Genomic DNA, 13,870 nt, shown 5'->3' on the forward strand with positions numbered 1-13,870 from the left:
GAAATCGCTTTGATATTAACTACTTTGTGTCTAATAACGTCACCTGTGCTATAATAAAATATATTTAAAATTAAAGTGTAATATACAGTAAAATAAAACTGCTTTAATTACGATAAGTGCATTAGGGTTAGAATAATGGTTCTTGATATAGCAAGATATTAGAAATATTAGATCGTAAGCGTATTAAATATGTTTAACCTGAGATTAGGTATAACACAGAAGGCAAAAGGTGATAGAATGTTATTCTCAAGCATAACTTTAAGTGTCATTATATGACAATAAGTTAGTTATACAAAATTATTAAATTCTAATTGTTGTGAAAATTTTTAGGTATTTTGTATTTGTTTTAACATATACTTAATATTTCTTTAAATTACTAAAAACTATTTTTATTTGCATGACTCAATGTAATGTAGTATTTTGTGTCTTTTTTTTTGTGATATTTTTACTAAAATTCAAATTGATAGAGAATATCAATAGCTTGATCCAGACCATATATCGCCTCCAAATATAGCTTTGGCATCAGCTGATAACGGAAGGTAAGCGTCTCTAGTGTATCAAAGATACCAAAGCCATATTTTATTTGTAGACTAGGTAGGATATAGGCACTAACTTGTACTTGCTGTTTATCACCTGCCCCTATAGTGGCCATAGAAAGATTTTTAACTCTAACAATTTTACCGATCTTACTAATAATACTCTCGCTGCGTGCAAGCCCCAAGCTTATTAGTGTGGATGTTAATGCATAACTATCATTACTAGCGGAAGTTAATTTTTGACCACGAAGAAGATAGGATAAAGCTGATTCTTGTGTTTGTTCTGGATCAGAAAAAACTTCAAATTTGGGGTCATTTGCTAAGCCAGTAATTTTTACCCCAGCAACTACATCATCTGTAGTGGATTCTGGATTACGAATGGCTTCAATATTTAAATATGGTTGATCAAGTAATCCAGAAAATTGTAGTTCTCCTTTACGTATAGCAAGATCCTGAGCATAGGCATGGAAGCGACCAGCTAATATTTTTATTTGCCCATATAGGCCTAGACCTTTTTTATCTTGTGTAATTTTTAAATTACCGTGCAGTTTTCCTTGTAGGCCAAATGCCTTCAGAAAAACATCATTACCAATATGAAGAGTAAGACGGCTACTAATAGGTATTATCATAGATCGTGGTGCTATAGGTTGTAGATCTGAATCCAGCAGAGTTTCATCAGAAGAAACTCTGCTTATAGTTAACGGGGCTGTTTGTAATAAGAAACGTGCCCATGGTATATATATATCTCCCACTAGAGTTAATGATTTTGGAGCGGCTTCAAATGTTAGATTTGGTATGATGTCCATCTTTAGTGTGGGTGATACTGCACATCGTATTCTGTCTCCTGTTACTGAGATACGTGTGTGCCAATTATTTAGTTGACTCCAATCAGTGATACCATGAAAAACTATTTCTCCTTGTTCAGTTTTAATGACTCCTGTTAGATGTGAAATAACACCGTTAAATAATATATCTACTTTTGCAGTGGCGAGTTTTATAGGAATTAGACTACCATCAAAACTAGCATTACTTAAAAACATATTACCAAATATCTCTGGTTTTTTTAAGCTACCTCCAAGGCGCAAATGTGTATTTACTATTCCAGAAATTGTTTCACCTGGCATTAAAACTGCATTTAGAAATCCTATAGAAAGAGAATCAACATTAAAATCTCCAATTAATATACGTTTTCCATTAAGATCAGAAACCTGAATGTTACCATATAGCACGCCATTATGCATAATGCTAGTTCGCCATTGAAATTGCATGCAATTATTTTTAAACGCTAAATATAGTTCAAAACTATGTAATATAATAGGCATGTTATGCCCAGCAACATTATGATTAATTGCAATATTATTACCTATTACGGAAATAGTGCCATCGATAAGCGAGGCGTGACGGTTAAATATGATATGCGCATCTCCAGTATTTAGCGTTCCTGATAACTGAGTCGTAACTGGCATAAACATGTTAAACATAGCTAGATTTATGTGATTTAAAGAAATTTTAAGATGAGAAGATGTATGAGGTTTTATTATTTTTGGTCCGGATGATTCTGTTTTTAGATTTTCTAAATTAGAAGATCCCATGCAGAACATTTGTTTCTCGTAAAGGTAATTAAGAGTAATATTATTGCTTGAGCGCCATTCCCCTAAAGTGTTTGAAAAGTAGACACTAGGACATGTACCACTCCATCGGCCTACTATTGGATCAAGAGATCCTTGAATAGTAATGTGACTTGAGGCTTGATTTCCTTGTAAATTAATTGTGAGTGTGTGTTTTTTGATAGCGCCAATGGCATGTAATTTTAAAAAGTTTATTAGTATTTTTTTCCATTTTAGTTTTTCTGCACATAGGTTTATTTTGCTCTGTATTTTATTACTAGTAATAATAGATCCGTTCAGTTGCATATGAGCGATTTGCATTTCATGCCATTTTAGGTGATTAGCATTAAGATTCATTAAAAGACGCAGCTCTTTAAGATCACCTTGAATATGGATATTCCCATTTGCACTACCAGACAACTCTGGAATAAAATGTTCTAAATATTTTGCATGAATACTCATATATAAATCAATCTGTTTATTAAAAATACCTTTAATAGTAATGATATTGCCACCTAAATTTAAGTTAATAACCGGGATATGGCACTGCTCTAAACTGTAAGTGGATAATGAACCATAGATTTTTAATGGGTGATACAATAAACTTCTTGTTATTGGAAAATATATCCTTAAATTTTTTGTTTGCCGTATGTTATTTTTAAATATTTTGTTTTTTTTATTATATAGACTATCGTAAGTAATCAGTTCTGAATTTAGAGTAGAGACTGTTACAGGGTTATCTTGGTCGTGAGTTATGTCAAAAAACCTAAGCTCTCCACACCAGTTAAGTGATTTGTTCCAGTTAATTCTTCCTTTAAATTCGGTTATTGTTTTTAACGATTTTAACTGTAGTTTTTTAATAATTAGTTTATCTGCATTGCCTTCAGCATTGGCAATTAGCATGATAGATGGTGTATATTGTCCGCTAAAATTTGCCGATAAGGATACAGAATAGTTACTTAGATTACCTCTAAAGATAAAATGAACATTATTAGCTTGGAGTGGTATTGCTCCATAAAGTGGCCAGGACAATTTAGAGCTTTGTAGTTGTATATATATTGGTTTTCTAGAAGGAGTCAATTGGGTATGGAGACTTATGAGTGCTTGTATTGACCCAGATAATTTGCATTTTAATTTTAAATGACCATGTAAATCGCCATTAAGATTAGCTTTTATTTTTTCAGGTTGTAGTTTATTAAGATGAACAATACTATATAATATGAAGTTTAATGGCCATGTTCCATGGAATGTTATGTGACCATGAGATTGTATTATTCCCTCTCGAAAATTCACTACTAGATTTTTTAAATATAATTTTTGATTCTTAATAGTAGCTTTAATTAAAATTTTATAAATAGAGATATTATTATCTCCTATAAAATGTAAATTTTCACAGAAAAGTGTCATTATCTTTATATGAATCGGAAGATGAAATATTGCTAGATCTGGAATTATCATCTTTTTTTGTAGTGTTTTGATTATTTTGTTTATATAATCATAGGATAGATGTGTAGACTGTTTTTTTATATTATATGTTGAACTTTGCATGCTTAATTCTTTAGTTTTATTTTTCGGTAGTGAAACTGTGAGCCCTTGCATATGGGATGATGTTAATGTAAGCTCATGTGGCTGCCATTTAGCGCCGCCGATAAAAGATCTGAGATATATTCTGGTTTTCTTTATTTGTATATTTATTTTATAAAGGGCTAATTTTTTAAGTATTAAAGGATAATAGGAAATATTATATTTATAATTCTTTTGTTTTATTAAATGAGCGATTTGTGATGTTTGCCAATTATTATTAATCAATACATTAACTTTTTTTAGTATTAATTCATTCACATAGAGTTTTTTATTCATTAAACATTTATAACTTAGTTTGAAGTGAACCTTATTTATATTTATTCTAATCCCAGGCGTGCTATAGAGGACTCCTGTTAAAACACCATCATGTAAAGTTCCATTAATTGTGTTGATATGGAGAGCGGGGATAGATTTGGTTGCGGTATGCAATACTAGCTTCATGCCGGTAGTAGTGCCTACTAAGAACGTAATAAAACACAATATTAATGCGCTTAAGATAAAAAAGAACGTTAGAACTTTTTTAAACCATTTCATAGTTCTGGTCCAAGACCAATATACAATTGTATATTATGTGTATGTCCGTTACCTATAGGGCGTGCAACATCAAGTTTTAGAGGACCCAGAAGAGATTCCCAGCGTACTCCAAAACCAATACCAGTATTAACGAGATTTTTTTGAAGATCTTGAAGAGTCGAGCCTGAGTCAATAAATATTGCCCCCCACCATTTCCCAGTCATATGATATTGATATTCTATTGATCCTATTGCTAACTTTGATGCACCAGTCAGTTTTCCCTCATTATCATGCGGAGACAATCCTTTATATTTATAACCTCGCACACTCTGATCACCACCAGCAAAAAAACGTAGATCCGGTGGAATTTTTGAGAAGTTTTTAGTATTAATCCAGCCTAGATTGATACGCTCAATAAATCTAGATCTTTCTTGTATAGTTTGAACCCATACATTTTTTGCTTGTATTACGATAAAATCGATATATGAACCCCATAGGGAATTTGATATATCGATAGAATAATGCTGAGAATTACCCCAATTTGGCATCATAAGTGAACCATGCGAACGGGTTCGATCAAGAGTAATTCCTGGATAAATGAGCATGGTAGTATTAGTATTATTACCTTGAGTAAAATGGTCTAGTATCCAATGTATGTGAGCGGCCCACTTCCAGCTATTGGATCGTTCCCAATATTGTGATACAGATAGAGTGGAGGCATCAGACTTAGTGTCATTTAAATGAGTGCGCTTCAGGCCACCTTGTAACAGGTAATACTGCTCTAGTGGGTTTTGTAAAAGTGGTATTTTATATGTCCATTCAAGGTTTTTTTCAGGCGCTGAGATTTTCATAATAGTATGAAAGCTATGTCCGCGGTTATTAACGCAGCTCTTTTTCCATTTTGTTTTCAGATGTAATCCAATATCCGTTGAAGATCCAAAACCAGTTTCAATAGTATTACGAGCGCGTGTTGTAACAATTCCTTTGAGTTGTACTTTTTTATCTATATTTTTTTTATCAAAACTTGGAATAACAGCTACTGAATTAAACCAGCCAGTTTCTGATAAGCGCCGCGTTAGCTCTGCTATGTTATTAGCGGAATAGACATCGCCTGTGTGAAATGGTACTATGTTTTGTAAATATGCTTCACGGATATGCGAACCTATAAAATTGACTGCGCCAAAACAATAACGTTCTCCACTATCATAGTCGATATCCCAGAATGCTATATAATGAGAGACGGCCACTTTTAATTGGCTTCTGAGATAAGTAGCGTCAAAGTAACCTTTATGTAATGCTATTCTGTCTAAAGAGTTTTTAAAATTTTCGTATTGTCTGTGATTAAGGATGCTACCTTTTAGAGGTTTTGCTTTTGCAACTAGCGCAAGATAATCCTCATCTCTGCATGCGCCACCCCTTAATGTCACTTTTGCTTGAGAAATTGTAATCGGCTTGCCTGGTATGATTTGTACGATAAGTAAGGGATTTTTATTGGGTCTATGAGGTTGTATAAGATAAAAAGTAATCCTTGGTTCATAATAACCTAATGCTTTAAGGGCCTCTTTGACCATTGCGCTAATATGAGAGCGATAACGGATATCTGTAAAAACTTCCTGATTAGTTAATGCAGATAAATGTGCTTGCACATTAGTTTGCAAATTTTTCGGTAACCCAGTAATTTTTAAATTAGTCTGATCCGCCTTAGCGATAGCGGAATAGACACTGATAATAAATAAAGCCGATAGAAGATAGATATAAATTTTCGGCAAAAGAACTCCTTTGTATTATTATTATCTATGATGCGGTTATCATGTAATTCTGTATCATGGTATATAATTTCTTATAGCTATATTTAATAAGTTTTCGCTGTTTAATAGTTTTTACTATGTATAATACTTAAGATATAAAATGTACTAAATGATATAATATAGTACTATTTTGAGATGAATATACTATTAAAATATCTTTTAATAGCATAATTAGGTAAAAAATCTTGAGCCTTGTAGTTTTCATATGTTTATGAAAGTAATGCATAGGAATTTATAACTTCAATAGTCTTTTGTAAGAAATTATTTTTTAGTATATCTAGTTTTTTCAATTTTTTAGCTTAGTGACATGTATTACTAGTCATCTATAGATAATATTTACAGATGACTATAACTATAAAAAGATATATTTATTCTCGAGTTTTGTTAGAGTATATTATATCTGTTAAGTTAAGGTTTTTCTTATCAATCTTTATTAAGCAGTCATATTACATCTTTGTTTATGTTGTAATTGATATGATTACAATTTAGTTCTCTTATAGTAGATCAAGGTTTCATGGATTTTCAGATAATCTTCTAGAATCATCATGCAGTAACGTTCATCTAGTAATAATTTTTGCGAAATAATATGCAGAGATAATTAATATCTCTAGATAAAAGTGATTATATGAATAATAATATTTGTGCCATTTATACAATAAGATTGATTTGTTAACGATTATAAACAGAGTTAAAATATTTTATGTCTTTATTGTAATATCTTCTGTGTTCATTATTGTAGCAGAGCAAAACTCGTAAGGCTGATAGTGGAAAGAATTTATTTGTGTTTTTTAAAATTCTTGCGTTATGGAATATCTTTCATAAGAATAATTGAATTAATCAAGTCTTTTTCTAAATCGTAACATACTGTTCTACATAAATTAGATAGAAGATAAATAGATTCACTATTTGTACAATACGTACCCGTAATGAAAGTAGAAATCTTGCGTATATTATCGATTAAATGGAGATTGTGTTATTAGTGCATAGGATTTTTTAGTGTTCGATAGGGATATGTTACTCACTATGCAAGAATTATATATCTTATGATAGTGATCATATTTTATATGTTTAATTTCTAATTAACAGATATATTACCTGAGATAATATATTTACATTGTAAAACAATAAAATATCTATTTTAAGCTTTTATATTAATAACTAAAATTATTGCATACCCTAAAATTAATAGTGAGTTGAGGTATATTGTAGAGAATTACTATTCTAATAATTATGTAATCATCAATGATAGTTATAGAGAAAAATATAGTATGAGCTCTTAATGACAAAGTCCGGAAATTGCTTTATCACTTTTCTATTTAGTCCCTCCTGAGTACAATTAATCAGCGCACGTTTTAAATATTCAATTAAATGAAGATTTTGTACAATTTTTCTGTTTTGAAATATATAAAGCAATATAAAATCAGGTGGATCTACCCTAATATTGAAATGGTTATCAGAAATAAATACCATGATATTTATACTGAATATATATGATTGTAATAGGTCATGCTTTATGATTTCTAAATATTATTGGTATGTTTATGATGTATCCTCGTATTATGAGGAGTGCTATTGATGTTAGAAAAATTTATCAAATTTTGAAATTGATAGTTTAAATTTAGAACATTTTCACTATGAGTGAAGATCTTTTAGTATAAATATATAACTTAAGAATGGCTCAAGAAGCTAGTGAGGTTTATTATGGGAAATATTTTCATATTACATCGGTATTGTTATTGATAATTTCAAGGTCAGTGCATGGGATTGAATTGCCGCTGTGTATTCTCTAAATTCTAGCGTATTGCTTTTATTGAGTATGTAATAAAATGAAAAAAATAGAGGAGAGCTATTTAATTTTTAGTATTCTAATATAAATCAACATCTGTAGTATAGAGTTTGGATAGATAAAATCTATAGAGTTATTGCGATGAATAATTTTTATTATAATATATAATGTTCATTATATTAGTTAATTAGATAGTAAGCGTTAAAGTGTCGAATGAAATTACAAGATAGCTTCTTCCGTGATTATAGTGCTGAAAAAAAACTGTTTATTCATCACATATACATTGCTTTTGTAGGTATTTTTTTACTTTTGTTAATATTACTCATTAATCTTTATTTTTTACAAATTATTCATTATAAAGATTATAGTACGCGTTTCAATGAAAATCGAATTAAATTAATACCAATTCTCCCTAAGAGAGGTTTGATTTGTGATAGAAATGGCGTACTTTTAGCGTTAAATAGAACTATATATCAGCTAAAAATTATACCAGAACAAGTTGAGAACTTATCATTAATTTTGCAGCAACTCACGCCTATTGTCAATTTGACGACTAAAGAATTGAGGGATTTTAAAAAAGAGAGACAACGGGTAAATCACTTTACTTCTATTGTTTTGAAAAGTAGTTTAAGCAATATTCAAGTTTCTAGATTTTTAGTTAATCAGTATCGCTTTCGAGGGGTGATCATAGAAGGTTATCAGCAACGATTATATCCTTACGGATCAGTTCTTACTCATGTTCTTGGATATGTGTCAAAGATTAATCATCAAGATATGCAACGCTTAGAAATTAATGGTAGCTCGTCTAATTATACAGAGACCAGTGATATTGGCAAGTTAGGTATTGAGCGTTATTACGAAAGTTTATTACATGGTAATATTGGATATGCGGAAGTTGAGGTTAACAACTATGGGCGAGTTATTCGTCAACTCGACAAAAGAGCACCTCAGGCGGGTGGAGACATTTATCTGAGTATTGATTTAAAGCTACAACAATATATTGAAACTCTTTTGCGTGGTAGTCGTTCTGCTGTTGTTGTAACTGATCCACGTAACGGAGAGGTGTTAGCAATGGTGTCCATGCCTAGTTATAATCCAAATCTATTTGTACGTGGTATTTCAGAAGACCAATATAAAATTGTGTTAAATGATAGTAATCACCCATTAATTAACCGTGCTATCCAAGGGACTTATCCACCAGCTTCCACGGTGAAACCGTGTATTGCTATTGCTGCATTAAAATCTGGAGTAGTAACAAATCATACCACTCTCTTTGATCCTGGATGGTGGCAATTACCACAGTCTGCTAAACGCTTTCGCGATTGGAAGCGATCTGGTCATGGTAATTTAGATGTAATAAAGGCGATAGAAGAGTCTTCTGACACATTTTTTTATCAAATTGCATATGATATAGGTATTGATCGTTTAAGTAACTGGATGAAGCAGTTTGGTTATGGATGTCTGACTGGAATTGATTTAGTAGGAGAAAATTCTGGTATTATGCCAACTCGTTCATGGAAAATACATCGCTTTAAAAGTCATTGGTATCAGGGGGATACCATTCCAGTTGGTATTGGGCAAGGTTACTGGACTGCCACCCCGTTGCAGATGAATAAGGCTCTTATGGTTCTGATTAATAACGGGACTATTAAAACTCCACATTTTTTTCTCTATGTTACACAAGGGAATCATAAAGTACTATGGAATGAGATAAAGACTACCCCTATTTATCAGGTAAATAGAGAATATTGGGAAATTGTTAAAAAAGGAATGTATGGTGTAGCTAATCACATCAACGGTACTGCTAGAAAAAGTTTTGCAGATGCACCATATAAAATTGCTGCCAAGTCAGGTACAGCGCAGGTTTTTGATTTAAAAGATGAAGAAGTCTATAACGCTAATCTACTCAATGAACGTTTGCGTGATCATAAATTGATGGTTGCGTATGCACCATATAATCATCCACGTATTGCAATTGCTATAATTCTTGAGAATGCCAAGGATAGCGCATCTGTTGGAAAAATTACACGTCAAATTTTAGATTATTACATAATGTCTACGCGTCATTATTAGAAGGCTTCTAGCATATTATTTTATTGTCTTGTGCATGAGAATAACTAATCAATAATGATTAATCACAAGGATAGAGGTGTTTTGGATCGCATACATGTAGATCCGTTCTTTTTTTTGATTATTACTGTATTATTAGTTGTCAGTCTATTAATAATGTGGAGCGCCAGTAGGCGCCAGTAGACAGAATCTTGGTATGATAGCATATAAGGTGACTTAGGTTAGTATGGGTATAAGTATGATGATACTTATGGCGCGGATTTCCTCGCATATTTATGAGATATTGGCTTTTTACCTTATATGCGATTTTTTCTTATCTCACTTATTTTAGTTGATGTATCTGGACAAATAAGCAAAGGGGGCTCAGCATTGGTTAGATCTTGGTATGATACGTTTTCAACCATTAGAAATAGCTAAAATCTCTGTACCTTTAATGGTAGCTCGGTGCGTAAATCACGATATGTACTCACCAAGAATAAGCAATACTATTGCCGCATTAATTCTGATATTAATCCCGACTTTTTTAGTTTTGTTTTAGTTTGATCTTGGTATTTCGATACTTATTGCTATTTCTGGTTTGGTTGTATTATTTTTATTAGGTATACGCTGATTCGGATCGTTATGGCAACATTTTCTATTGCGGCATTTACGCCTGGAGTATGGTTCTAGTGCATACACCATCCGAAACGTCATTGTATTAGTATTTTTCTTTCTCCTGAAAGTGATCCGCTAGGATTAGGTTATCATATTATTCAGTCAAAAATTGCTATTGGTTCTGGTGGTATTTTAGTAAAGATTGTCTTTATATAACTTAATTTCAGCTTAAGTTCCTTCCTGATAGACACATAGACTTTATTTTTTCTGTTTTGGCTGAAGAGAGCTAGGATTAGTAGAAGTTATATTTCTTTTGTGCTATATCGTTATTTCTTATACGTGGATTATTGATAGCAGTTTGCGCACAGAATGCTTTTGGTAGGGTTTTTCAGGTGGATTTACAATAGTTTTATTTACGTATTTGTCAATACCGACACGGTAAGCGTCTTCTTTCCAGTGGCAGGAGATCTGTTCTTATCATTCGCTATGTTTGCTCGGAATTGATAGCCCTCATGGCTGGGTTTGGTATTATTTTATATCCATCCAGACACGTAAAAAAATGTTATTAAAGAGTCTTTAAAAAACTCTACAGTCGCGCTCATTTATATGTAGTTACATAATATATGTAGCTAGATACGATTTTCTCTGATTACTTGATCACGTCATTATTAATGGTTACGTTAGATTACAAGGTATTGCTTTAATTACGAGTAAATTTAAAAATCATTTTAGGTATCAGAATCAATAGATAGATTTATAAAGTTATTCATTACGGATAAGATAAAGAATACATTAAACATTAAAAGAGAAAACTAGGCTAGATATTTTGCTTCACTGTAAGAATCAAAAGCAATAAGCATCTCATTTATAGAAAACAGGCTTTAGTCAAATTTTTTGATTTGGCATGTATATACATATCAAACTATATTTAATTTATATTAAATTTTAATATATTTTCTCTAATTATTTCATGAGGTGGTCTTATTGTTGAGAAGCATGTTGCAAAATCTAATTTTAATAGACAATTGTATTAAATTTATATACAGTGCTTAAGAGTATTACTTTGATTAGTGACTACTTTTATTGATGTTTATTTTTATAAACTGTATTAAAAAATTTTTTGTTATTTAATTTAAATATATTTAATACTAAATAAGTCAAAAAGTAAGCAAATAAGAAAAAAAGCAAGTAACAAGATCTGGATATGTTTAATTATTGTTAAGATATTAGTATTTATATAGAATATTCTTAGATCAAGAATAGCAATATTAAAAGTATTATAATTTCTATTATTTTCAAGAAATATATTCCGTATTACGTTTTAACCAATAATGGTGTTATGTAAAGATTCTTTTTGTGATCTCGATTGATCTGTGTAGATGATAAATTTTGAGGTGTGCGTTTTTTTATTGATAGTAGCTCCATTAATCAATAGATAGAGTTATATTATTAAGTCAAAATGATTTTTATTACATGAATTTTATGTATTTTTTCACATGCATAAATTTTGTTAAAATAAAATATATTTTATAATTTTTTAGTTATATGTCATGAGACATACATGCTCTTTCTTTAAAAGAAGATTTTTATAGTACTGCAGATACAATATTTATTGTACTGCATATACAATAATTTAATACGTTACTCGAAAAATTACGGACAGAATTTTATTTTAATTTTTAGTATAGTGTATTAATTTAGATTGCTTTATTAGGTTTGTAGGTTGAAAAGTTCGAATTATTATTATGGTAATATATAAGGTGTAGTAATGGGTTTAAAATGCGGAATTATTGGGATGCCAAACATTGGGAAATCTACTTTATTTAATGCGTTAACTGGTGCAAATGTACAGGCTGAAAATTTTCCATTTTGTACTATTAAACCTCATAGCAAAATTTTGGCGATTCGTGATGTACGCTTAGAAAAATTAGCAAAGATTGTACAGCCCCAGAGGGTAATACCTACTACTATAGAGTTTGTGGATATTGCAGGTCTTGTTAAAGGTGCATCTAAAGGTGAAGGATTGGGTAGTCAATTTTTAACTCATATTCGAGAAACTGAAGCCATTATCCATGTTGTTCGCTGCTTTGAAGATAATAATATCATACATGTTAATAATACAGTAAATCCTTTGGATGATATTAGCACTGTTAAGAGTGAATTAATTTTATCTGATTTAGAAATTTGTGATCGCGCTCTACAACGTATCATAAAAAAACAAGTATTCTATAAGGATGAAGATTTTAAAATTAAGCGCGGTATCTACGAACAGTGTTTGGCGCATCTAGAAAACTTTTCTATGCTTTCTACTTTAAATTTAAGTGCTCAAGATCGTTGCTTAATTCGTGATTTAAATTTTCTCACATTGAAGCCAAGTATGTATGTCGCTAATGTGCATGAAGATAGTTGTAAAAATTACAGCTATCTTGATCAATTATATAATCTTGCTGCTACAGAATCTGCAGAAGTAGTAACAGTTTGCGCATCGATGGAATTAGAACTTTCAAAGTTAGAAAATGTTACACGTCAGGAGTTTATGAATGCATTAGGAATTCAAAGAACTAGTTTACAGCGTATCATTAAAACTGGGTATGATCTATTGCGTTTACAAACTTACTTTACAGCAGGTGTAAAAGAAGTTAGGGCATGGACTGTTCCTATTGGCACAATGGCGTCAGAAGCAGCTGGTAAAATTCATAGTGATTTTAAGAAAGGTTTTATTCGTTCGCAAACTGTTTCTTTTGATGATTTTATAAATTATAACGGGGAAAAGGGAGCAAAAGAAGCTGGAAAAATACGATCAGAAGGGAAAGAGTACATCGTGCAAGATGGTGATATTATGCATTTTCTTTTTAATGTATAGAGCTAGAGATAGAAATAAAATAAAAATTGATACAATTTATATATTGTATAGATATGTTTTTATTTTTAAAATAATTTAATTTATTTATTAAAAACATATTTAGTATACGATTTAAATATATGATATATTTTATATTTTTAATATGATTTAATATAAATAATAGAAAAATTTCGTTTGCAGAATCTCTTCATGGTATATGGATTAAAATTTATGCTGTATTCTACTACATAGTAATGATTTTTATTTATTAGAAAAATCTAAATAAATATTTTTAATATTATAAAATAAATAATATCATCTTGATGATTATCATTTATTATTCATTATTCATTAGGATTATTATTGTTTATCAATGGTTGTTAAATTTTAAAAATTTACAATATTTAATTCGAGCAGTCATTATTAGTTTAATAAAATCATTGTGTATTTTTATAATTATTAAAATTTACTAAAATCATTTCATCATAACAGTTAAATAATTTAAAAAATTATCTTAATAACTCTATTGT

General features: G+C 30.5%; 4 protein-coding genes and 1 pseudogene. 3 read left to right on the forward strand and 2 right to left on the reverse strand.

Annotation, left to right across the window (positions count from 1 at the left end; translation table 11 throughout):
- Positions 1–448: 448 nt before the first annotated feature.
- Both tamB and tamA read right to left on the reverse strand, forming a co-directional pair.
- Positions 449–4,261 carry an autotransporter assembly complex protein TamB gene (gene tamB, locus ERCISPPS3390_RS01110; RefSeq protein ID WP_462476146.1) on the reverse strand — a complete coding sequence of 1,271 codons (3,813 nt, stop codon included), beginning with the start codon at positions 4,259–4,261 and terminating at the stop codon, positions 449–451.
- On the reverse strand, positions 4,258–6,009 hold the full coding sequence (gene tamA, locus ERCISPPS3390_RS01115) for an autotransporter assembly complex protein TamA (protein ID WP_197095024.1): 1,752 nt from the start codon (positions 6,007–6,009) through the stop codon (positions 4,258–4,260). The genes tamB and tamA overlap by 4 nt, the downstream gene beginning before the upstream one ends.
- 2,038 nt (positions 6,010–8,047) lie before the next feature.
- On the opposite strand from tamA, the gene mrdA reads away from it, so the two are divergent.
- From mrdA to ychF, 3 genes and pseudogenes are all read left to right on the forward strand, one after another.
- Positions 8,048–9,907, forward strand: coding sequence for a peptidoglycan DD-transpeptidase MrdA (mrdA, locus tag ERCISPPS3390_RS01120; protein WP_197095025.1), 1,860 nt, complete (start codon positions 8,048–8,050; stop codon positions 9,905–9,907).
- 51 nt (positions 9,908–9,958) lie between these two features.
- Positions 9,959–11,078, forward strand: a pseudogene (locus ERCISPPS3390_RS01125) (FtsW/RodA/SpoVE family cell cycle protein).
- Between the two features lie 1,188 nt (positions 11,079–12,266).
- Positions 12,267–13,361, forward strand: coding sequence for a redox-regulated ATPase YchF (gene ychF / locus ERCISPPS3390_RS01130; protein ID WP_197095026.1), 1,095 nt, complete (start codon positions 12,267–12,269; stop codon positions 13,359–13,361).
- Positions 13,362–13,870 lie beyond the last annotated feature (509 nt).

The organism is Candidatus Erwinia haradaeae, from assembly GCF_900698885.1.
Taxonomy (GTDB): domain Bacteria; phylum Pseudomonadota; class Gammaproteobacteria; order Enterobacterales; family Enterobacteriaceae; genus Erwinia_E; species Erwinia_E haradaeae_H.